Raw genomic sequence first — 21,667 nt, forward strand, 5'->3', positions numbered from 1 at the left:
TCCGACAAACCCGATGCGGCCATGCGTGTCGACGTCGAGAGGCTCGACCAGCATTACGGCAGCGCCCAGGTACTGCGCGGCGTCGCGCTGTCGATCGAGCCGGGCGCGTGCCTCGCGGTGCTCGGCCGCAACGGGGCCGGCAAGACCACGCTGCTGCGCTGCCTCGCCGGCCTGATCCCGGCAAGCCGCGGCGGCATCCGGCTCGACGGCGCCGAGGTCGGGGCGCTCTCCTCCGACCGGCGGGCGCGGGCGGGCCTCGCCACCGTGCCGCAGGGCCGCGAGATCTTCTCCGACCTCACGGTCGCCGAGAACCTGCGCGTCGCCGCCCGCGCCCACGGGCTGGAGCGCACCGACGCGATCGACGAGGCGGTGGCCCTGTTCCCGGCGCTGCGCGACCTGTGGCACCGGCCCGGCGGCAACCTCTCGGGCGGCCAGCAGCAGCAGCTCGCCATCGCCCGCGCGCTCGCGACCCGGCCGCGCCTGCTCCTGCTCGACGAGCCGACCGAGGGCATCCAGCCCTCCATCGTCTCCGCGATCGAGGCGGTGATCGACGGCCTCAAGGGCCGGATCACCGTGCTGCTGGTCGAGCAGTACCTCGACTTCGCGGTCCGCCTCGCCGATTCCTTCGTCGTGCTCTCGCGCGGCCAGGTCGTCGAGCACGGCGGCCGCGGTGAGATCAGCCACGCCGACCTGTCCCGCCACATCGCCGTCTGACCCGGAAGGAGAACCCATGCCGACGCATCACGAGATCCCCGCGACGCCCGACACGATGGTGCTGGGCTACTTCGACGCCGCCCTCCCCCCGGTGCTGGAGATCGAATCGGGCGACACCGTCACCCTGCACTCGTTCCCGGCCGGCGGGCGGGAATCGCTGCATCCCGACCCGGCCCGCGTGCCGGCCGACCTGCTGACGGCGCTGGACATCTGCGTGCCCGGCCCCGGCCCGCACTTCGTCACCGGCCCGGTCCACGTCCGCGGCGCCGAGCCCGGCGACGTGCTCCAGGTCGAAATCCTCGATCAGAAGTTCCGCCAGGACTGGGGCTTCGTCGCGATCCTGCCGCTGCTCGGCACGCTGCCGGACGAGTTCACCGACTACGAGACGATCCACCCCGACATCGACGTCGCCCGCGGCGTCTGCGTGCTGCCCTGGGGCACGGAGCTGCCGCTCGATCCATTCTTCGGCATCCTCGGCACCGCCCCGCCCGCCGCCTGGGGCCGGGTCGGCACGCCGGTGCCCCGCGGCTTCGGCGGCAACATGGACAACAAGGAGCTGAAGGTCGGCTCGACCCTCTACCTGCCGGTCTACAACGCGGGCGCCGGCTTCTACGCGGGCGACGGCCACGGGGTGCAGGGCGACGGCGAGGTCTGCATCACCGCGCTGGAGACGAGCCTCACCGGCACGTTCCGGCTCACCGTGCGCAAGGACCTCGGCTACGACTGGCCGTTCGCCGAGACCCCCACCGACCTGATGTCGATCGGCCTGCACGAGAGCCTCGACGAGGCGATGCGCCAGGCGGTGCGCGAGATGATCAAGCACCTCTGCGCGCGCACGACGCTGACCCGCAACCAGGCCTACATGCTGTGCTCGCTTGCGGGGAACCTGCGGATCACGCAGACGGTGGACGGCAACAAGGGCGTGCACATGCTGATGCCCAAGGCTGCTCTGGCGAAGGCCGGATGACGCCGGCTGCGCCGTCCGGGCCGGAGCGAAGACGGACTTCGTCTACGCCCTGGCCCGAGGCTTGCTGCCGCGATGCGGGACGTGGAGTGGCAGTGATGGATGCGGATGCGGGCGACAGGGACGTCCAGCTCGCCCTACGCGGAATCCGCAAGGCGTTTCCGGCCAAGGGCGGCCCGGTCCCCGTGCTCGATGGCCTGAGCTTCGATATCTACGAGCGCGACTTCGTCAGCATCATCGGGCCGTCCGGCTGCGGCAAGACCACCGTGTTCAACGTGATCGCCGGCCTGCTGGAGCCCGACGCGGGCACGATGCGCTTCCGCGGCGAGGTCGTCCCCGGCCTGTCGGGCCGGGTCGGCTACATGATGCAGAAGGATCTGCTGTTTCCCTGGCGCACCGTGCTCCAGAACGTGATGCTCGGCCTGGAGATGAAGGGCATCGACCCCAAGCAGGCGACCGAGACCGCGCGCGCGTACCTCTCGACCTTCGGCCTGTCGGGCTTCGAGGATGCGTATCCGAAGACGCTGTCGGGCGGCATGCGGCAGCGCGCGGCCCTGATCCGGACGCTGATCATGGACCCCGATATCCTGCTGCTGGACGAGCCGTTCTCGGCCCTGGACTATCAGACCCGGCTCTACCTCGAAGGCGTGCTGCTCGACGCGGTCGAGACCTATAACAAGACCGTGGTGCTCGTGACCCACGACATCGACGAGGCGGTCGCGCTCTCCAAGCGCGTCGTGGTGCTGGGCAACCGCCCGGCCCGGGTGAAGGCCGTGCACGACATCGTACTCAGCGATCGCTCGCCGATCGGCGCGCGCAGCGATCCGCGCTTCTCCGAATACTTCCATACCCTGTGCGGCGAGCTCGACATCCAGACCCGCGGCAAAGCCCCTGCGAGGGCCGCCTGATGGCGATGCAGGCCGCGGAACGCGCCCACGATGCATCGGTAGAGCCGTCCGCGAAGGCCGCTGCCCGGCAGAAGCCGGCTGCAACGCGCCGGAAGCCCGGCGCGCTCGCCCGGGCGATCGACACCAGCCTCGGCCGCGGCGTGATCCAGCTCCTCGCGGTGGCCCTGTTCTTCGCCGCCTGGGAAATCGCGGTCGCCGCCGGCTGGCTCACCGAGTTCCTGGTCGGGGCACCCTCGGGCATCGGGCGGGTGTTCCTGGCAAGCGTCCGCGACGGCAGCCTCGCCCACGACACCTGGATCACGGTGGTGGAGGCGATCCTCGGCTTCGTCATCGGCACGGCGATCGGCTCGGGTGCGGGTCTCGGCCTGTGGTACTCGGTGCTCGTCGCCCGCATCGTCGAGCCGTTCATCGTCGCGATCAACTCGGTGCCGAAGATCGCGCTCGCACCGATCGTCATCCTGTGGTTCGGCACCGGATTCGTCTCGAAGGTGGCGCTCGCGGTCTCGCTCACGGCGCTCGTCGCCCTGATCGCCGCCTACGGGGCCGCGCGCGACGCCGACCCGGATCTCCAGGCGCTGCTGGCCTCCATGGGCGCCTCGAAGAACCGGATTTTTCGCTCCGTCATCGTGCCCTCGACGCTGCCCGCGATCATCGGGATGTTCCGCATCAACATCGGCTTCGCCCTGGTGGGGGCGGTGGTGGGCGAGTTCATCTCGTCCCAGGCCGGCCTCGGCCACCTGATCTACAACGCCTCGTCGCTCTACGACCTCAACGCGGTCTGGGTCGGGCTGTTCGTGCTGATGTTCGTCGGCTTCGTCCTCTACCACGTCATCGACTTCGCCGAGCGCCGCATCCTGCCCTGGCGGCAGGTCAATACCGCGGGCGGCGTCCAGGTGTGAGCCGCACGTTCCCTCCCGCGGCCCGGTTCCGATTCCAATCCCACGATGCGAAAGAGCAGCCTGCCATGATCAAGCGCCGCCTCCTCGCCGCCCTCGCGGGCACCCTGATGCTCGGCGCCGCGCCGGCCTCGGCGGCCGCGCTGAAGGCCACGGTCAGCCAAGCCTTCCAGTCGATGCTCTACCTGCCGCTCTACGTCGCCATCGACGAGGGCCTGTTCGAGAAGGCCGGGATCGACGTGACCAAGGAGACCGCGGGCGCGCCGAGCGTGGCGCTGTCGGCCGTGATCTCGAAGAGCGCGCAGTTCTCGATCCACGGTCCGGAATGGACGGCGGTGGCCGCCTCGAAGGGCGCGCCGGTCGGGGTCATCGCCAACGTCGTCAACGGGGCCGCGGTCTGGATCGCGACGACGCCGGACTTCGCCTTCAAGGACGTGAAGGATCTGAAGGGCCAGACCATCGTCACCGGCCTGATGCCGACGACGAGCACGTCCCTGTTCCTGAAGCTCCTCAAGGAGAACGGGATGAGCAAGGACGACGTCACCCTGACCCAGGTCCAGCTCGGCACCGAGCCGGGCCCGTTCCTCGCGGGCCAAGCCAAGGTCGCGGTCCTCTACGAGCCCGGCCTCGATCAGGTCGCGGCCAAGGGCATGAAGGTGGTGCTCGGATTCCCCGAGCGGTACGGCCCCTACGCCTTCTCGGCGGTGAGCGCGCGCAAGGACGTCGACGCGGCCACGGCCCAGGCCTTCGTCAACGGGATGCAGGCGGCGATCCGGCTGATGCAGGCCGATCCGGCCAAGGCCGCCGCGGTGGCGAGGAAGGAGTTCCCGAACCTCGATCCGGCGGTGGTCGAGGCGGCGGTCAAGCGCATGATGGGCGACAAGGTCTACCCGGAGAGCGTCGACATCACGCCGGACGCCCTGAAGATCGCCCTCGATACCCAGATCGCGCTGGGCAACCTCGCGGCCCAGCCCGACTACGCCAGCTTCGTGCGCCGCGACTTCATCGCCAAGGCGATCGTGGGGCAGTGAGCGCGGTCGCGCGCGTCACCGCGCTTGCGGGCGCTCCGCGCGACGCGCCGGCTGAAGGTCCTTGGTCGCACCGGCCGCGCTCGGCGGCAGCTCGCCGGCACGGGTAGGTGCGTCCCCCGAGGGCGAGGCGAAGCTTGGTCGCGCGTTCCGTTCGGACCCGGACGCGTAACCGGCGTTCATCCCGGCGTAGAACCCGGAGAAATCCTCGGCCCGCACCGACGAGGCTCCGAGGAGGACGGCGAGGGCGCCGAACGGCAGGATGCGACGCATGCCAAAACACTCTTTTGAGCCGAACGACAACGCGAAACGGCGGCCCGCGCAGGGACCGCCGCTTCTCCGGTATCATCGGCAAGGCGGCGGAAGCGAGGCTTCCGCGACCATCCGATCAATCGTCCACGTTGATGCTCTGCGCCTCGCGGCCCTTCTGGCCGTCGACCACGCCGAGCGTCACCGTCTGGCCCTCGGCCAGGGAGTCGAGACCGGCCCGCGACAGGGCGGAGCGATGGACGAACACGTCCTTGCCGCCGTCGTTGACCGACACGAAGCCGAAGCCCTTGGCCGGATCGTACCACTTCACGGTACCCTGCATCTCGGTCGAGGGACCGGATGCGACGCGACCGCCGCCACCCGCGCCGTAACCACCACCGCCGCCAGCGTAGCCGCCGCCACCGCCCGCGCCGTAACCACCACCGCCGCCGTAGCCGCCGCTCGGACCACCGAAGCCGCCGGTCCGGGGCGGACGCATCTCGCGCCGGGGCGGAGCCGCCTCGGCCGTCGAGGTGTCGACGCTCGTGACGTTCGTGACCTGCGGACCCTTCTGGCCCTGCGCGGTCTGAACCGTGAGCCGGGTGCCCGGCATCAGGTCGGCATGGCCCGCGGCCTCGACGGCGCGGATGTGGAGGAAGGCATCGCCCGAGCCGTCGCCGAGTTCGACGAAGCCGAAGCCCTTCTCCTTGTTGAACCACTTCACCGTGGCGTCGCGCTCCGGACCCGTGGGAGCCGCCGCGGCGCGCGATGGGCCCCCGCGGTCGAACCCGCCGCCGCCGCTGCCGTATCCACCACCGCCGGCGCCGCCGAAGCCGCCGCCGTACCCGCCGCTCGGGGGCGCCTGATCCGGCCATCTCGGCTCGGCGCCACCCTCATCGAAGCCGCGCTTCTGCGGCCCCCTGAAATCACGACCACGTCCCATCGTAAGCTCGCCAAAAACCGTCCGCCGACCACGTCTCGAATACCGCGTGCGCGCCATCCCAGACAGCCCACGCCCCGCACTCTCATTATTCCCGGTCGCGGTAACCAAGAATAACGCCTCAGTCCTGACGCAATCTGGCCTTGACTGCAAGGACCTTGTTGTCTTTCGGACGGAGGCCCGTGCACTTTCCGATCGCCGGGACCGAAGAGCCCGGCGTGCGGGCGGGCATCGCGAGACCGCGTTAGCGAAGCGCAAAGGTGCCCGGCGTAGAGATCGGGTTTGCCCCGACAGCCCGTTTCCGGAGCGTGAGGCCGCCGATGATCGCGACCCCGACGTTTCCCGACATCTCGGCCCTCGTCGTCGACGAGAGCCTCTACATCCGCCGCATCGTGCGCGACATGCTGATGCGTGTCGGCATCAAGCGCGTGCTGGAGGCGCCGGACGGCGCCGAGGCGCTGGGCGTGCTCGCCGAGAGCAAGCCGGACCTGACGATCATCGACTGGGACCTTGCGATCCTCTCGGGCGAGGAGTTCATCCGGCTGGCGCGCACGCCCACCACCTCTCCCTGCCCGACGGTGCCGATCATCCTGATGCTCGCCCAGCCGCGCCGCAACGTCGTCGACCGGGCGATCTCGCTCGGCGTCAACGAGATCATCGCCAAGCCGTTCTCGCCCAAGACCCTGTGGTCGCGCCTCGACGAAGTCATCAACCGGCCGCGGCCCTACGCGCAGGTGAAGAGCCTGCTGCGGCCGACGACCCGCGCCGCGGGCCTCGCCAAGGCGATGGCCTGAGGGCCTTCGATGGCCCCGCGCCCGCGGCAGCACCCGCCGTACGCAGCGAGGCGTTGCAGTTCCCCACCGAGCGAGTAGGGTCGACCCCGAATGATGACCGGGCGGGTTGCCGGGGTCACGCGACGGGGAAGTGCGGCACAGCCGATGAGGGACGAGAGTGGCGCCATCGCGCCGGCCCGCCCCGAAGGCGGTCAATCGGCCGTCCGCGGCGGTCCGGACGGCGCGCCGGTGACCACGTTCCGGGAGGCGCGCCGCAATGCCTACGCGGCGCTCGATCTAGGCACCAACAACTGCCGCCTGCTGATCGCCGAGCCGGCCTCCCACGGCTTCCGCGTGATCGACGCGTTCTCGCGCATCGTCCGGCTCGGCGAGGGGCTCGGCAGATCCGACCGCCTGAGCGAGGCGGCGATCGGACGGACGATCGAGGCCCTGCGGATCTGCCGCGGCAAGATGCGCGCCCGCGGCGTGCGGCGCGCCAAGATCATCGCCACGGAGGCCTGCCGGCTCGCGGTGAACGGGGCGGAGTTCGTCGCGCGCGTGCGGGCCGAGGTCGGTCTCGACCTCGAGATCGTCGATCGGCAGACGGAGGCCTACCTCGCGGTGACGGGCTGCGCGGCGCTCGCCGATCCGCGGGCCGAATCGGTGGTGATCTTCGACATCGGCGGCGGCTCCACCGAGATCGCGTGGCTTGACGGTGCCGCGGCCAACCCCTCGACCGACCCGACGCTGCGCATCCGGGCCTGGGACTCGCTGCCCGTCGGCGTTGTGACGCTGGCCGAGCGCCACGGCGGCACCGAGGTCACGCGCAGGATGTTCGAGGGCATGGTCGAGGAGGTGGCCGAGTTGCTCGCCGCCTTCGCGATCCGCGCGGCGGCGGCCGCCACCGCGCCCGGCTTCCATCTCCTCGGCACGTCGGGCACCGTGACGACGATCGCGGCGATGCACCTGCGTCTCGTGCGCTACGAGCGTCGCCGGGTCGACGGGCTGTGGATGAGCGAGGCCGAGGTCACCGGCGCGATCGAGGACCTCCTCGACACCCGCCTCGACCAGCGCGCCGACAACCCGTGCATCGGGCGCGACCGGGCCGACCTCGTGCTCGCCGGCTGCGCGATCCTGGAGGCGATCCGGCGGTCCTTCCCCGCCGAGCGCCTGCGCGTCGCCGATCGCGGCCTGCGCGAGGGATTGCTGATGAACCTGATGCGCGAGGACGGCGTCTGGCGGCGCGGGGGCTACCGGTGAGCGACCGGCGCGGCGGAACGGGCGCGACCGGGGGCGTCCGGGGCGACCTGAAGCAGCGGGTGAAGACGGGGCGCGGCCGCACCCTCTCGCAGAAGCGCTGGCTGGAGCGCCAGCTCAACGACCCCTACGTCGCCCGCGCCAAGCGCGAGGGGTACCGCTCGCGCGCGGCCTTCAAGCTCATCGAGATCGACGCGCGCTTCAAGCTGCTGAAGCCCGGCCAGCGCGTCGTCGACCTCGGCGCCGCGCCGGGCGGCTGGTCCCAGGTCGCCGCGAAGGTCGCGGGTGCCGCCGGCCGGATCGTCGGGATCGACCTGCTCGACATCGAGCCGATGCCGGGCGTCACCTTCATCACCCTCGACTTCCTCGATCCCGCGGCGCCCGCGCGCCTGACCGACCTCCTCGGCGGCCCGGCCGACCTCGTCCTGTCCGACATGGCCGCCAACGCCACGGGCCACAAGAAGACCGATCACCTGCGCATCATCGGGCTTGCCGAGACCGCGGCCGAGTTCGCCCGCGAGGTTCTGGCGCCCGGCGGCGCCTACCTCGCCAAGGTGCTCCAGGGCGGCACCGAGACCGCCCTGCTCGCCGACCTGAAGCGTGATTTTTCCGCCGTCCGCCACGTCAAGCCCAACGCGAGCCGCGCCGACTCGAGCGAACTCTACGTCCTGGCCACCGGCTATCGCGGGCAGCCGGCCCGGCCGGACGCGGACTGATCGCTCCGAGACGGCGTGCGATGCTCGTCGAATGGGCGCTCTACCTCGGCACGCCCGCGCCCGCCAACCTGCGCCGCCTCGGCTACCTGCGCGAGAGCGTATCGCTGCACGCGCGCTCGCGCCGCTGCCGTGCGGCCTGGGCGCCCCACCTCGCCGCCGCCCGCGCGGTGGTGCGCGCCTCCATCGCCGACCTGGAACGGCGGGAACGCGCGGTCATCCTCGGATCCGGCCTCCTCGACGACGTGCCGCTCGCCGACCTTGCGGCGACCTTCGCGCGGGTGGTGCTGGTCGATGCGGTTCACCCGTGGCCGGCGCGGCGCCAAGTCCGCCGCCACGCGAACGTCGGCCTCGCGACCGCCGACCTCGGAGGAACCGCGCGGTGGCTGCTCGGGCGAGGACCGATCGCGGCCGATCCGCTGGCCGAGTTCTGCGCGGGCGCGGACTACGTCCTGTCCGCCAACCTGCTGTCGCAGTTGCCGATCCTGCCGATCGACCGGTTCGAAGCGCGTGGGCTCGCCGTGCCGCCCGGCCTCGGCCGGAGCATCGTCGCGGGCCACCTCGCCGCCCTGGACCGGCTCACGGGGCGGGTCTGCCTCATCACGGACATCGAGGAGCGCGAGGAGGACCGCGCCGGCACCGTCACCGAGCGGCTCGACCTGATGCACGGGACGGTGCTGCCGGAGACCGTCCACGCCTGGGACTGGGCGTTGGCACCCTTCGGGGAGGCCGCCCGCGACCGGCGCCTGATCCACCGGGTTCGGGCCTATCCCGACTGGGCCGCGGCACGCCGCCGGTTCCGGCTCCGGCCATGAAGGCCGTCCCGGGCACCCGGGACGGCCGCTCCCGTCGATCCGGCGGACCGGACGGTCGGGCAGGCCTACTCGACGGGCGAGTCGCTGTCGGCCGTATTCTTGACCTCGGCCGTGCCCTCCGCGGCCTCGACGCCCTCGAAGCGCGGACGGCGGCGGCGGCGTGCCTTCGGCGCGGGCGCGTCCTCGCCGGCAGCCTGGGCCACGCCGGATGCCTCGGACGCCTCGGCGGAGGACGGAAGCCGGGGCGGCGCCGTCAGGAACGCGGGAAGTCCCGTCGGCTCCTCCAGGAGCGCGCGCGGTGCCTCGTCGCGTCGGCGATCCCGGCGGGCGGGCGCCTCAACCCTGGGCTGACCTTCGCTGCGAGGAGCCTCGCTGCGGGGCTGAGCCTCGGTGCGCGGCTCCGGCCGCACGTCCGGTCGCGGCTCGCGGCGCTGCGGCTCGGCCCGGCCGTTCTCGTAACGGCCCTCGCGGGGCGCCTCGCCGCGCGGCTGATCCGGACGGGCGTGTTCTTGACGGGCGTGTTCTTGGCGCGGCTGATCCTGGCGCGGCTGATCCTGGCGTCCGTACTCGGACCGCGTGCCCTCGCCCCGCGCGTCCTGCCGGTTGTAATCCGCGCGCACGGAGTCCTGACGGACCGCGTTCTGCCGGGCGTAGTCCGGCCGCTCGTAGTCCTGGCGTCCCTGGTCCGGCCGCTGGCCGCCGTCCGGTCGCCCCTGCTCCGGCCGCTGATTGTCGAATCGCGCCCCGTTGTCGACGCGGGGACGGTCGTTGCGCTGGAAGCGGTCCCGGCGCTCCTGGCGGTCGCCGCGGTTCTGAGCCTGCCGGTCCTGGTGGCCGCGGTCCTGCTGACGCCCGTCCTGATGGGCGGTGTCGCGCATCTCGTAGGGCTGCGGCTGCTGGCCCGGATCGCCGTACTCGCTGCCGTAGTTCGCGTAGCCCTGCCCGTTCGCCTCGCCACCCTGCTCGTCGTCGCCGTCCTCCATGTCGTCCTCGAACGAACGGGAGGCGTAGCCGGCGCCCGCCTGCGGCCGGCCCTGCTCCTGCGCGCCGGAGATGATCCGGAAGTAGTGCTCGCCGTGCTGGAAGTAGTTCTCGGCCGCCACCGGATCGCCGGCCGCCTGGGCATCGCGGGCGAGTTGGGCGTACTTGTCGGCGATGTGCTGGGCGGTACCGCGGATTTTGACGTCGGGGCCGTTGGATTCGTAGGAGCGGGTCAGGGGATTGGGACCCTTGGGCCGGTTGCGGCCGCGCATCCGTCGGTTCTGGTTTGGTCTCATCGGTCTCAGATGACCCTCGTTCGTGCGAAAGGCGCGTCTGGTCGTGGGGCGATGATGGAGCTGTGGTCCGGAGGAGTCCCGATGCGGAGCCCCGCCGACGCTCGCGGCCGGCTCATCCGCGCTCCGCCCGCCTCCCGATCCCTCGGGGCCTACGCCTGCGTCCAAGACGCCTGTCGATTGTCTGGTTCGAAGACCACCGAACCGCTGCTCGAACACGAGACTGCGTCTGATCGGTGGCGCGGCGCCCGGTCCGCACCTCGTAGGAGATGATCGGTACCGAAGCTACAGCCCCTCCTCTTAACGGATCGTTTGCGATCTGCAAGCCGTTGCTCGCGCCTCCGCGAAGCTCAAGCGGAATTTTCTCCACTTTTTCGCGATCGCGGCCGCTCGCTCACCCCCGGGACGGCGTTTCGACCTGCGAAGACCACCACCCGCGCGTGTCCCGCGAGGTCGCGGGCCACGTCGCGAAGTGCAAATCCTGCGGCTTTCCCGGCCGCGATCACGGCCTCGGTCTGATCGAAGCCGACTTCGAGGACGAGGGTGCCCGCTTCCGCCAGCCGAGACCGCGATACGCCATCGAGGATGCGGCGATAGGCATCGAGTCCGTCTCGTCCGCCGTCGAGGGCGGACGCGGGATCGTGATCGCGAACCTCCCGTTCGAGACCGGGCAGCGCCGCCGCGGCGATGTAGGGCGGATTCGACACCACGAGATCGAACCGCCCCGCGAGCGCATCGCACCAGTCGGCCGCGACGAAGGCGGCCCGCGTCCCGACGCCGTTCCGGACGGCGTTGGCGCGCGCCGTCCGGAGCGCCCCGACGGACCGGTCGAGACCGACCCCGGCAGCGTGCGGCAACTCGCTCAGCAGGGCGACCAGGATACAGCCCGAGCCGGTGCCGAGATCGAGGACCCGCATCCGCGCGGCGTGGTCGGGGATCGTCCGCAGGGCCGCCTCGACCACGGTCTCGGTGTCGGGCCGCGGCACCAGCGTCTCGGGCGACAGGCGGAACGGCAGGCCCCAGAACTCCCAGGCCCCGAGGATGCGCGCGACCGGCTCCCCCGAGAGACGCCGCCGCACCGCGTCGTTCAGGCCGGCCGCGCCCTCGGGCCCGATCGGCCGGTCGCCGTGGAGCGCGAGGTCGATCGCTCGCAGATCGAGCACGCCGAGGACGAGGAACCGCGCGTCGGTCGCCGCGATGCCCGGCGCGTCGAGCACCTCGGCGGTGAGCCGCAGCGCCCCGCGGCGCGACAGGGCGGGATCGAACGTCGTCCGCGCCCTCAAGTCCGGACCGCAGGGTAGCCCGGCGATCCGACGAACCTGAGGGCGCGGCCGTGCCTCGGCATCGTGTCCCGGCAACGCTTCCGAGGATTGGAATCGTGCTGCGCGGCGCCCTCTCCCGTGCGGGCGAGGGCTGGGGTGAGGGACGTGCGTTGTCCGGAACGCTCACGCCCCTCATCCTGTCCTTCTCCCCATCCAAGTCGGGCCTGCCCGACTTGGACACCTGAACGGCACACCTTGGGCAGGCCCGAGATGTGGTGGAGAAGGGACCCGCGCGCGATCGGCGGACGGCGCGAAACCCGGTGCATCGGCTCGGGTCCGGGGCTCGTCGATCCGGCCGACGGGGCCGGCACGACGGCGGGCGGGACAACCGCCGCGGCACGCCCTCGCCAACTCACGCCATCCCCTCGGCGGCCAGCAGCTCGGCCTGGTGCTCGGTGACGAGGGCGTCGACCAACTCGTCCAGCGCGCTGCCGGCCAGCATCTCCTCCAGCTTGTACAGGGTCAGGTTGATGCGGTGATCGGTGACGCGCCCTTGCGGGAAGTTGTAGGTGCGGATGCGTTCCGAGCGGTCGCCGGTGCCGACCTGCGACTTGCGGTCGGCGGCGCGCACCGCGTCCTTGGCGGTGCGCTCGGCGTCGTAGAGCTTGGCCCGCAGCAGCGACATGGCGCGCGCGCGGTTCTTGTGCTGCGAGCGTTCCTCCTGGACGAAGATGACGATCCCGGACGGCAGGTGGGTGATGCGGATCGCCGATTCCGTCTTGTTGACGTGCTGGCCGCCCGCGCCCTGCGAGCGCATCGTGTCGATCTTCAGGTCGGCGTCGTTGATGACGATGTCGACCTCCTCCGCCTCCGGCAGCACGGCGACGGTGGCGGCCGAGGTGTGGATGCGCCCTTGCGTCTCGGTGTCGGGCACGCGCTGCACCCGGTGCGCCCCGCTCTCGAACTTGAGGCGGGCGAAGACGCCCCGGCCCTTCACCTCGGCGACGACCTCGCGGTAGCCGCCGACGGTGCCCTCGCTCTCGGAGATGACCTCGACCTTCCAGCCCTTCGATTCGGCATAGCGTCCGTACATCCGGAACAGGTCGCCGGCAAACAGCGCCGCCTCGTCGCCGCCGGTGCCGGCGCGGACTTCGAGGATCGCGCTCTTCTCGTCGGCCGCGTCCTTGGGCAGCAGCATGAGCTGCAGGTCGCGGTGCGCCCTGACGAGGGCGGCTTCCGCCGCGGGCTTCTCCTCGGCGGCCAGCGCGCGCATCTCGGCATCGCTCCCCGGCTCGTCGATGAGCGCCTCGACCTCGGCGAGGTTGGCAGCGGCCGCACGGTAGGCGCGGATGCCCGCGACCACCGGGTCGAGGTCGGACAGTTCGCGGGAGAGCTGCACGATGCTCTCGGAGGTCCCGTCGCCCGCGGCGAGCGTGCCGGTGACGATGTCGTGCCGCACGAGGATGGCGTCGAGGCGGTCGGGGGGAAAGGGAATCATCGACCGGGGTCTACCCTGACACGCTGACGGAAACGAGGCTTCGGATCGATCGGGCGGGACCGGTCAGACCGGCACGCCCTGCGCCCGGGCGAAGGCCGCGAGCGCCGGGCGCAGGCTGGCGCCGTCCGAGGCCCGCGCCATCTCGGCATCGATCAGGTCCGAGACGGCGCGGGCGTCGAGGCCGAGCACCATCGCCTTGACCGGGCCGATGGCGGTCGGCGACATCGAGAGGTCGCGGAACCCCAAGCCGATCAGCGCCATCGCCTCGAGCGGCCGTCCGCCGATCTCGCCGCAGACGGTCACCGGGCAACCGGCGGCGTCCGCCCGCTCGGCGATGAGCCGGAAGGCGCGGATCGCGGCGGCGCAGAGCGGATCGAAGCGGTCGGCGACGCGGCGGTTCTCGCGGTCGACCGCGAACAGGAACTGCATCAGGTCGTTCGAGCCGACGGACAGGAAGTCGGCGGCCCGCGCGATCTCGTCGATCTGGAACAGGAGCGAGGGCACCTCGACCATCGCGCCCAGCCGGCACTCGCTCGGGAGGCGGTGGCCGTGGCGGCGCAGGTGCGCCTTCTCGCGCTCGACGATCGCCTTGGCGCGGACGAATTCGTCGACGGTGGCCACCATCGGGAACATGATCTTGAGGGGGCGCCCGCCCGCCGCCTTCAGGAGCGCGCGGAGCTGCACCCGCAGCAGGGCCGGCCGGTCGAGGCCGATGCGGATCGCCCGCCAGCCCAGCGCCGGGTTCTCCTCCTCGAGCTTCGGCATGTAGGGCAGGATCTTGTCGCCGCCGATGTCGAGCGTCCGGATGGTCACCGGCCGGTCGCCCGTCGCGGAGAAGACCGCCTCGTAGAGCGTCTGCTGCTCGGCGGCCGACGGCATGCGCTGGGCGACCATGAACTGCAGTTCGGTGCGGAACAGGCCGATGCCCTCCGCCCCCGTCTCGGCGAGGTGCGTCAGGTCGACCAGCAGGCCGGCGTTGAGGTGCAGGCCGATGCGGACGCCGTCGCGGGTGACCGCCGGCACGTCGCGCAGCGCCCGGTACTGCTCCTGGCGCTTGGCGCGCACCCGCACCATCTCGGCGTAGGCCCCCTCGATCTCGGGGCCGGGCCGGACCTGGACCTCCCCGGAGACGCCGTCGACGATGATCGCGTCGCCGGAATCGCACAGGGCCGTGGCGTTCTCGACCTCGCCCACCGCCGGGATGCCGAGGGCGCGGGCGACGATCGCGATGTGGCTCGTCGGTCCCCCCTCCTCCAGCACGACGCCGCGCAGCCGCGTGTGGTCGTAGTCGAGCAGCGCCGCCGGCCCCATCGAGCGGGCGACGAGGATGGCGTTCTCCGGGAGGAACGCGCCCGCGCCCGCGCCCTCCTGGCCGGTCAGGCGCCGCAGCAGGCGGTTGGCGAGGTCGTCGAGGTCGTGCAGGCGGTCGCGCAGGTACGGGTCGCTCTGGCGCATCATCCGGGCGCGGTTGTCGGACTGCACCCGCTCCACCGCGGCCTCCGCGGTCAGGCCGGAGATCACGGCCTCGCGCATCCGGCGCAGCCAGCCCTTGTCGTGGGCGAACATCCGCACGGTCTCCAGCACCTCGCGCGATTCGCCGGTGCCGAGCTTGTCGCCGCGCTCGACCAGGGCGTCGATTGCCGAGCGCACCGCCTCGATCGCCGTCTCCAGCCGCGCGACCTCGGCCTCGACGTTCTCGGCGATCAGGGTCTTCACGACGATGCGCGGCTCGTGCAGCACCACGTGGCCGAGGCCGATGCCCTCGGCGAGCGCCACGCCGCGGGCGCAGACCGGGCGCCGCGCCGCGGTGCCGGCATCCGGCGTGAGCCCCTGCAACTCGCCGGACGCGATCATCTCCGAGAGCACCATCGCGGTGGTCTGGAGCGCCTCGATCTCCTCGTCGGAATAGACCCGGTAGGTCTTGTTCTGGACGGTGAGCACGCCCAGCGTGTTGCCGGCCCGGAGCAGCGGTACGCCGAGGAAGGCGTGGTAGGCCTCCTCCCCGGTCTCGGGCCGGTAGGAGAAGGCCGGATGGGTCTGGGCGTCGGAGAGCGAGAGCGGCTCGGCCGTCTGCGCGATCAGGCCGACGAGGCCCTCGTCGGCGCGCATCCGGGTGAGGTGCACCGCCTCGCGGTTGAGGCCTTCGGTGGCGAAGAGTTCCAGGGTGTTGTCGTCGCGCAGGACGTAGACCGAGCAGACCTCGGCGATGACGTTGGCCGCGATGACCACGACGATGCGGTCGAGGCGCGCCTGGGGGCTGACCGGCTCCGCCATCGCTTCGCGGAGGCGGCGCAGCAGCAGGCGCGGGCCACCGGGCGCAGCGGGCATGGTCTCGTCAATCCACCGTCGGCCCGGCGTCGAACCCCGACGCCGCGCAACCTCAGAGACAGGCGGCCCGTCGTGCAGCCCGCCGCCGAACCTCAGGTTCGGACCTGCAAGCGTCAGACCCGATCGAGGCCGTATAGCGAGTGGAGCGTGCGGACGGCAAGCTCCGTATAGGCCGCGTCGATGAGGACCGAGAACTTGATCTCGGAGGTGGTGATCGCCCGGATGTTGATGCCCTTGTCGGCCAGCGCCCGGAACGCCTTGGCGGCCACGCCCGCGTGGCTGCGCATGCCGACGCCGATCGCCGACACCTTCACCACGTCGGTGGCGCCCTCGATCTGGGCGTAGCCGATGGTCTCGCGTGCCCGGTCGAGGACGGTGCGGGCGCGGTCGTAGTCGGCGGCCGGCACGGTGAAGGTCATGTCGGTGGTCGACTGGTCGCCCGACACCGTCTGGATGATCATGTCGACGTTGATGTTGGCGTCCGCCAGCGGCCCGAAGATCGCGGCGGCGACGCCGGGGCTGTCCTTGACGCGCCGCAGCGTGATCTGCGCCTCGTCCCGGGCGAAGGCGATCCCGGTGATGATCTGCTGTTCCACGTCGGAATCCTCGTCGCAGATGAGGGTGCCGGGACGCGCGGCGTCCGGCGGATCGAAGGAGGAGCGCACGGTGGTCGGCACCCGGTGCACCATGGCGAGCTCCACCGAGCGGACCTGGAGCACCTTGGCGCCGAGCGAGGCCATCTCCAGCATCTCCTCGAAGGTGACGCGCTCCATGCGCCGGGCCTTGGGCACGACGCGCGGATCGGTGGTGTAGACGCCGTCCACGTCCGTGTAGATGTCGCAGCGCTCGGCGCCGATCGCGGCGGCGACCGCCACCGCGCTGGTGTCCGAGCCGCCCCGCCCGAGAGTGGTGATGCGCCCGGTCTCGTCATGGATGCCCTGGAAGCCTGCGATCACCGCCACCTCGCCGCGCCGGAATCCCGCGTCGAGGCGGGCGCCGTCGATGTCCTCGATCCGGGCCGAGCCGTGCGCGTCGGAGGTCAGGATCGGCACCTGCCAGCCCTGCCAGGAGCGCGCCGGAATGCCGACCCGGCGCAGCGCGACGGCCAGCAGCCCCGACGTGACCTGCTCGCCCGAGGCCACGACGGCATCGTACTCGGCCGCGTCGTACCCGCCGTCCGCCTCGCGGACCCAGCCGACGAGCTCGTTGGTCTTGCCCGACATCGCCGAGACCACGACCGCGACCTCGTAGCCGGCGGACACCTCGCGGGCGACGTGGGCGGCCACGTTGCGGATGCGCTCGATGGTGGCGACCGAGGTGCCGCCGAACTTCATCACCAGACGGGGCATGCGGCGTCCGCGCTTCTCTTCGGTCTCGAACCTGTCCGGGGGCGGAGCGCGGGGGCGAGGCGCGTCGATCGATCCCGCGCGATCGCTGTACCGCACCGGCGTCCGGCGGGTACAAGCGGGGCGGAAGGCTGTCAACACGCCGCCGCGCCCCCGCCGGAGCCGGCGGCACGGCCGACGAGGACCGGGGATGAGCACCGACGAAACGCCCGCCGCGACGCGCACCGGCTCCGTCGACCGCGGCGAGGTCGCGCGCTTCGACGCGCTCGCGGCGACGTGGTGGGACGCGCGCGGACCGATGCGGGTGCTGCACCGCTTCAACCCGGTGCGGCTGGCCTACATCCGCGACACGGTCTGCCGGCATCACGGGCGCAACGCCGAGATGCCGTTCGCGCTCGAAGGCCTCAGCGTCGTCGATGTCGGCTGCGGCGGCGGCGTGCTGTCCGAGCCTCTGGCCCGGCTCGGTGCCGCCGTCACCGGCCTCGACCCGGCGACGCAGAACATCGCGGTCGCCAAGCGCCACGCGGAGGCCGAGGGCGTCGCGGTCGACTATCGCGCCGAGACGATCGAGAGCGTTGTCGCCTCCGGCGAGACGTTCGACGTGGTGCTGATCATGGAGGTGATCGAGCACGTGAGCGACATGACGGCCTTCGTGGCGACCGCGGCGTCGGCGGTGAAGCCCGGCGGGCTGCTGTTTGCCGCGACCCTCAACCGGACGATGCGCTCCTTCGCGCTCGCCATCGTCGGCGCCGAGTACGTGCTGGGCTGGTTGCCCAAGGGTACGCACGATTGGGAGAAGTTCGTGACGCCGGCCGAGCTGTCCGCGGCGCTGCGCGCAGGAGGGCTTGCCGTCACCGACACGCGGGGCGTCGTCTACAATCCGCTGACCGACGGCTGGCGGCTGAGCCGGGACACCGCCGTGAACTACATGGTTGCGGCCGCGCGATGATTGCGGCCCCGCGCCCGGGCTGAACCGCGCCGCCCTCCCCGGTTGATTTGGCAGCAGGAGGAGAGCCGGATGCTCGAGAAGATCCCCGCACTCGTGGGCCAAGCCCTGTCCGGTCTCAGGGCCGGGCCGGAGAAGACCGCCTATCATGCCGACTTCACTGACGTTCCGGAGAGGGTCGCGCTGACGAGCCCGGCCTTCGCCGAAGGTGCGCCGATGCCGGCCCGCTTCACCGAGGACGGTGAGGGGACCTCGCCGCCGCTGGCCTGGAGCGGATTGCCGGAGGGCACCGTTCGCGTCGCGATCCTCGCGGAGGACGCCGACAGCCCGACGCCGCAGCCCCTCGTCCACCTGATCGCCTGGAACCTCGCTGCGACCTTGGACCAGATCCCCGAGGGTGCGCTCACCCGCTCCGGCGTGGCGGACTTCCGGCGCGATGTCGGCAAGAACAGCTTCCTGAAGGACGGCTGGCTCCCGCCCGACCCGCCGACCGGGCACGGCGCGCACCGCTACCTGTTCCAGGTCTACGCCCTGGACCGCGCGCTGGACCTGCCAGCGCGCCCGGGACGCGGCGCGGTGATCGACGCGATGAAGGGCCACGTGCTCGGCAAGGGGTGCCTGACGGGCACCTACGAGCGCGCCTGACGCCCTGCTATCGGTGGTCCGGGCGCGATCGAGCCGCCCGGATACGCCCGAACCGGAGGCCTGTCATGAAAGCCCTGCTCTGCACCCGGCTCGGAGGCCCGGAAGACCTCTCCGTCGCGACGCTGCCCGATCCCGTCGCCGGCCCGGGCGAGGCGGTGGTGCGCATCCGCGTTGCCGCGCTCAACTTCTTCGACACGCTGATCATCGCCGGCCGCTACCAGGTGAGGCCGGACCTGCCGTTCTCGCCCGGCGGCGAGGCCTGCGGCGTGGTCGAGGCCGTCGGGCCCGGCACCGAGGGCCTGCGCGTCGGGGAGCGGGTGATCGTCCACGCCCCGTACGGGACCTGCCGCGAGCGGGTCGCGGTTCCCGCGCGCCGGCTGACGCCGGTTCCGGACGCGGTGAGCGACGAGCAGGCCGCCGGCCTCACCATCACCTACGGCACGTCGCTTCACGCCCTGCGCAACCGGGCGAACATTCGCGCGGGCGAGTGGCTCGCGGTGCTCGGTGCCTCCGGCGGCGTAGGCTTGGCGGCGGTGGAACTCGGCGCGCTGCTGGGCGCGCGGGTGATCGCCTGCGCCTCGTCGGAGGAGAAGCTCGCGGTGGCCCGCGACCACGGCGCCGAGGCGAGCGTGGTCTACGATCCGAAGACCCTTCGCGACGACCTGAAGCGGATGACCGGCGGGGCCGGGATCGACGTGGTCTACGACGCGGTCGGCGGCGACTTCTCGGAGCCGGCGTTCCGCGCGCTCGGCTGGCGCGGGCGCTTCCTCGTCGTCGGCTTCGCGGCGGGCGACATCCCGCGGCTTCCCCTCAACATCATGCTCCTGAAGGAGCTCGACGTATCCGGCGTGCACTGGGGCGTCTTCACCGAGCGCGAGCCGGAGGCGCATCGGGCCAACCAGCGCCAGTTGCTCGACTGGGTGGCCGAGGGACGGCTGACGGCGCGGGTGCACGGCACCTACCCGCTCGCTGATTACGCCGCGGCTTTGGGCCTGCTCAGCCGCCGCGCGGCGGTCGGCAAGGTGCTGCTGCGGCTGTGACGTCTTCTCCTCAGAGCAGCCCCTGCGCCTTGGCGAGCATCACGAGGTCGCCCTGCGGCCGCGCGCCGATGTGCTGGATCACCTCCGCCGCCGCGAGCGCGCCGAGCCGGGCGCTCGCGACATGGTCGAGGCCGCGGGCGTGGCCCGCGAGGAAGCCCGCGGCGAACAGGTCGCCCGCGCCGGTGGTATCGACCACGGCGCCGACCGGCGAGGCCGCGACGGATCGGATCTCGCCGCCCTTCACGACCATCGCGCCGTCCGCCGAGCGGGTGACGAGGCCGAGCAGGTGCAGGCCGCGTCCGTCGCGCTCGTCGCGGAGCGCCTTGATGGCCTGCTCCGGATCGTCGGTCTGATAAAGGCTCTGCAACTCGCCGATGTTGGCGAACAGGATGTCGATACTGCCCTCGCGGATCAGCGCGAGGAACTCGTCGCGGTAGCGCCCGACGCAGAACGCGTCCGACAGGGTCAGCGCCACCGCGTGGCCGGCGCCGTGGGCGATCGTCACGGCCTTGCGGAACGCGTCCTTGGCGGCCGGCGGGTCCCACAGGTAGCCTTCGAGGTAGACCACGCGGGCGGAGGCGACGAGGTTCGTATCGAGGTCGGCCGGCGAAAGGCCCTGGCAGGCGCCGAGATAGGTGTTCATCGTCCGCTCGCCGTCCGGCGTGACGAGGACGAAGCAGCGGGCGGTCGCCGGCCCCTCGGTCGCGGCCGGGACGTCGAACCGCACGCCCGTCGCCTTCAGGTCGTGGCGGAACAGGCCGCCGAGTTCGTCGTCGCGGACCTTGCCGACGAAGCCGGTCTTTGCGCCGAGCAGGGCCGCGCCGACGACGGTGTTGGCGCCCGAGCCGCCCGAGACGATCGTCGCCGGCCCCATCGCCGCGAACAGCGCCTCGGCGCGGGCCTCGTCGATCAGCGCCATCGCGCCCTTCGGCACCCCCTGCCCCGCGAGGAACGCCTCGTCGGTGCGCGCGATGACGTCGACGATGGCGTTGCCGAGTACGAGGAGATCGAGGGAGTCGGTCATGCGAGGGTCCTGTCCGGGCCTGATCGGGCTCTCGCACCGCACTCCGGCAGGGTCAAGGCAGTCAGGCGTCGTCGAACATGTCGGCCAGGGGAACGTCGAGGCCGGGCGGATCGAGCCGGAGCGCTCCGTCGGACACGATCCGCGTCTCGATCAGATCCGGCCCGCGCCGATGGTGGACGACGAGGCGCTTGACCGGATCGACGATCAGGTAGTGCATCACGCTGGAGACGCGGAAGTAGCCCGTGAGCTTGTTGCCGCTGTCGATCGCCTTGGTGCTCGGGGATAGCACCTCGACGACGACGATCGGATTCGCGATCTCCACGGTGTCGGGTGACACGCGGGAGCCGCAATACACCAGGGCATCGGGCTCGAACGCCGTGGTCCGATCGACGCGGACGGTCATCCCGTCAGGCATCATTCGACACGGCAACCGGCCATTGCGGATCGCCGTGCGCAAAGCCGTCTGAGCTGCAAATTTGATATCCGCATGCCGCGCCCGTTCGGGCGACATCGCGAAGACTTCACCGTCGAGCAGCTCGTAGCGGCCGGGCCGGTCCTCGGCCCAGGCCAGAAACTCGTCGACGGTCATGCGCGGCTTGGACTGGACGCTCATGCCGGACGCCTAGCACGCCGCCTGGGTGCCGCGAAGATGCCATGCTACTGGGTAGTGTCTCAGTTTGAATTTATGGCCGTCCGTCCGGCTCGATAGGCCCGTCGCGACGCCCATAGTCCCCCGAACAAAGCGACCGTCCCGGACAGCGGGAACGTCGCGAGCGTGAACAGCAACCCGAAGCCAAGCGGATCGGCCCACGGGCGAAACAGTAGGACCCAAAGTACCATCTGCGCGAGGAACAGCGCAGCGGCGGCGGCGGTGAAGGCTGCGGCAGTGATGATGCCCCTAAGTACCGTCATGCCACGCTTCTCTTGTAAGGTCCCCGCTTCCCCGGCGCGGGCGCGTCAGCATCCACCAGGGCTGCGATGTCGTCCATACTTGCTACTGCAGCGACTTGACCTCGCACTGCGCGTAGTCTGCGCTGGCCTTCACGT

21 protein-coding genes are annotated in these 21,667 nt (G+C 71.6%); 12 read left to right on the forward strand and 9 right to left on the reverse strand.

Going from position 1 to position 21,667, the window contains the following annotated elements; translation table 11 throughout:
* The first annotated feature begins 21 nt into the window (after nucleotides 1-21).
* From urtE to ACFE8Y_RS06605, 5 genes are all read left to right on the forward strand, one after another.
* Complete coding sequence (urtE, locus tag ACFE8Y_RS06585; RefSeq protein ID WP_375463594.1) at nucleotides 22-714, forward strand: urea ABC transporter ATP-binding subunit UrtE; 693 nt, start codon at nucleotides 22-24, stop codon at nucleotides 712-714.
* Nucleotides 715-730: 16 nt separating this feature from the next.
* On the forward strand, nucleotides 731-1,681 hold the full coding sequence (locus ACFE8Y_RS06590) for an acetamidase/formamidase family protein (protein ID WP_375463595.1): 951 nt from the start codon (nucleotides 731-733) through the stop codon (nucleotides 1,679-1,681).
* A 95-nt stretch (nucleotides 1,682-1,776) separates the two neighbouring features.
* Nucleotides 1,777-2,586 (forward strand): ABC transporter ATP-binding protein, encoded by an 810-nt coding sequence (locus ACFE8Y_RS06595; protein ID WP_375463596.1) that lies wholly within the window; start codon nucleotides 1,777-1,779, stop codon nucleotides 2,584-2,586.
* On the forward strand, nucleotides 2,586-3,485 hold the full coding sequence (locus ACFE8Y_RS06600) for an ABC transporter permease (RefSeq protein WP_375463597.1): 900 nt from the start codon (nucleotides 2,586-2,588) through the stop codon (nucleotides 3,483-3,485). The genes ACFE8Y_RS06595 and ACFE8Y_RS06600 overlap by 1 nt, the downstream gene beginning before the upstream one ends.
* A 65-nt stretch (nucleotides 3,486-3,550) precedes the next feature.
* The gene (locus ACFE8Y_RS06605; RefSeq protein ID WP_375463598.1) at nucleotides 3,551-4,513 is read left to right on the forward strand and encodes an ABC transporter substrate-binding protein; all 963 of its coding nucleotides are present in this window, start codon (nucleotides 3,551-3,553) and stop codon (nucleotides 4,511-4,513) included.
* A 15-nt stretch (nucleotides 4,514-4,528) separates the two neighbouring features.
* Here the strand turns inward: ACFE8Y_RS06605 and ACFE8Y_RS06610 are convergent, their stop codons facing one another.
* Nucleotides 4,529-4,783, reverse strand: coding sequence for a hypothetical protein (locus ACFE8Y_RS06610; RefSeq protein WP_375463599.1), 255 nt, complete (start codon nucleotides 4,781-4,783; stop codon nucleotides 4,529-4,531).
* A 115-nt stretch (nucleotides 4,784-4,898) separates the two neighbouring features.
* Complete coding sequence (locus ACFE8Y_RS06615) at nucleotides 4,899-5,702, reverse strand: cold-shock protein (RefSeq protein ID WP_375463600.1); 804 nt, start codon at nucleotides 5,700-5,702, stop codon at nucleotides 4,899-4,901.
* Nucleotides 5,703-6,019: 317 nt separating this feature from the next.
* Here ACFE8Y_RS06615 and ACFE8Y_RS06620 point away from each other — a divergent pair, with 317 nt between their 5' ends.
* From ACFE8Y_RS06620 to ACFE8Y_RS06635, 4 genes are all read left to right on the forward strand, one after another.
* Nucleotides 6,020-6,493 (forward strand): response regulator, encoded by a 474-nt coding sequence (locus ACFE8Y_RS06620; RefSeq protein WP_375463601.1) that lies wholly within the window; start codon nucleotides 6,020-6,022, stop codon nucleotides 6,491-6,493.
* Between the two features lie 144 nt (nucleotides 6,494-6,637).
* A complete protein-coding gene (locus ACFE8Y_RS06625; protein WP_375463602.1) occupies nucleotides 6,638-7,732 on the forward strand; it encodes a Ppx/GppA phosphatase family protein in 1,095 nt (364 codons plus the stop codon).
* A complete protein-coding gene (locus ACFE8Y_RS06630) occupies nucleotides 7,729-8,445 on the forward strand; it encodes an RlmE family RNA methyltransferase (protein ID WP_375463603.1) in 717 nt (238 codons plus the stop codon). The genes ACFE8Y_RS06625 and ACFE8Y_RS06630 overlap by 4 nt, the downstream gene beginning before the upstream one ends.
* Before the next feature lie 20 nt (nucleotides 8,446-8,465).
* A complete protein-coding gene (locus ACFE8Y_RS06635; RefSeq protein WP_375463604.1) occupies nucleotides 8,466-9,257 on the forward strand; it encodes a hypothetical protein in 792 nt (263 codons plus the stop codon).
* Between the two features lie 65 nt (nucleotides 9,258-9,322).
* Here ACFE8Y_RS06635 and ACFE8Y_RS06640 read toward each other — a convergent pair whose 3' ends face one another.
* The 5 genes from ACFE8Y_RS06640 to ACFE8Y_RS06660 all read right to left on the reverse strand — a co-directional run bounded on the left by ACFE8Y_RS06640 (nucleotide 9,323) and on the right by ACFE8Y_RS06660 (nucleotide 16,968).
* A complete protein-coding gene (locus tag ACFE8Y_RS06640; RefSeq protein ID WP_375463605.1) occupies nucleotides 9,323-10,510 on the reverse strand; it encodes a DUF4167 domain-containing protein in 1,188 nt (395 codons plus the stop codon).
* A gap of 371 nt (nucleotides 10,511-10,881) precedes the next feature.
* Nucleotides 10,882-11,814 carry a peptide chain release factor N(5)-glutamine methyltransferase gene (gene prmC, locus ACFE8Y_RS06645; RefSeq protein WP_375463606.1) on the reverse strand — a complete coding sequence of 311 codons (933 nt, stop codon included), beginning with the start codon at nucleotides 11,812-11,814 and terminating at the stop codon, nucleotides 10,882-10,884.
* Nucleotides 11,815-12,205: 391 nt separating this feature from the next.
* Nucleotides 12,206-13,291: a peptide chain release factor 1 gene (gene prfA, locus ACFE8Y_RS06650; RefSeq protein ID WP_375463607.1), complete on the reverse strand. Its 1,086-nt coding sequence runs from the start codon at nucleotides 13,289-13,291 to the stop codon at nucleotides 12,206-12,208.
* A 63-nt stretch (nucleotides 13,292-13,354) separates the two neighbouring features.
* A complete protein-coding gene (gene ptsP / locus ACFE8Y_RS06655; protein ID WP_375463608.1) occupies nucleotides 13,355-15,619 on the reverse strand; it encodes a phosphoenolpyruvate--protein phosphotransferase in 2,265 nt (754 codons plus the stop codon).
* Nucleotides 15,620-15,732: 113 nt separating this feature from the next.
* Nucleotides 15,733-16,968, reverse strand: a complete 1,236-nt coding sequence (locus ACFE8Y_RS06660) for an aspartate kinase (protein WP_375463609.1) — start codon at nucleotides 16,966-16,968, stop codon at nucleotides 15,733-15,735.
* A 187-nt stretch (nucleotides 16,969-17,155) separates the two neighbouring features.
* Here ACFE8Y_RS06660 and ubiG point away from each other — a divergent pair, with 187 nt between their 5' ends.
* The 3 genes from ubiG to ACFE8Y_RS06675 all read left to right on the forward strand — a co-directional run bounded on the left by ubiG (nucleotide 17,156) and on the right by ACFE8Y_RS06675 (nucleotide 19,596).
* Entirely contained in the window at nucleotides 17,156-17,914 is a 759-nt protein-coding gene (gene ubiG / locus ACFE8Y_RS06665; RefSeq protein WP_375463610.1) for a bifunctional 2-polyprenyl-6-hydroxyphenol methylase/3-demethylubiquinol 3-O-methyltransferase UbiG, read from the forward strand.
* Between the two features lie 69 nt (nucleotides 17,915-17,983).
* Nucleotides 17,984-18,556, forward strand: coding sequence for a YbhB/YbcL family Raf kinase inhibitor-like protein (locus ACFE8Y_RS06670; RefSeq protein WP_375463611.1), 573 nt, complete (start codon nucleotides 17,984-17,986; stop codon nucleotides 18,554-18,556).
* Nucleotides 18,557-18,621: 65 nt separating this feature from the next.
* Nucleotides 18,622-19,596, forward strand: a complete 975-nt coding sequence (locus ACFE8Y_RS06675; protein ID WP_375463612.1) for an NADPH:quinone oxidoreductase family protein — start codon at nucleotides 18,622-18,624, stop codon at nucleotides 19,594-19,596.
* A 10-nt stretch (nucleotides 19,597-19,606) separates the two neighbouring features.
* Here ACFE8Y_RS06675 and ACFE8Y_RS06680 read toward each other — a convergent pair whose 3' ends face one another.
* Both ACFE8Y_RS06680 and ACFE8Y_RS06685 read right to left on the reverse strand, forming a co-directional pair.
* Nucleotides 19,607-20,620 carry an adenosine kinase gene (locus ACFE8Y_RS06680; RefSeq protein WP_375463613.1) on the reverse strand — a complete coding sequence of 338 codons (1,014 nt, stop codon included), beginning with the start codon at nucleotides 20,618-20,620 and terminating at the stop codon, nucleotides 19,607-19,609.
* Between the two features lie 61 nt (nucleotides 20,621-20,681).
* Nucleotides 20,682-21,233, reverse strand: coding sequence for a Uma2 family endonuclease (locus ACFE8Y_RS06685; RefSeq protein WP_375463614.1), 552 nt, complete (start codon nucleotides 21,231-21,233; stop codon nucleotides 20,682-20,684).
* Nucleotides 21,234-21,667: the final 434 nt, after the last annotated feature.

Origin of the sequence: uncultured Methylobacterium sp., assembly GCF_964242245.1 — a bacterium.
Taxonomy (GTDB): domain Bacteria; phylum Pseudomonadota; class Alphaproteobacteria; order Rhizobiales; family Beijerinckiaceae; genus Methylobacterium.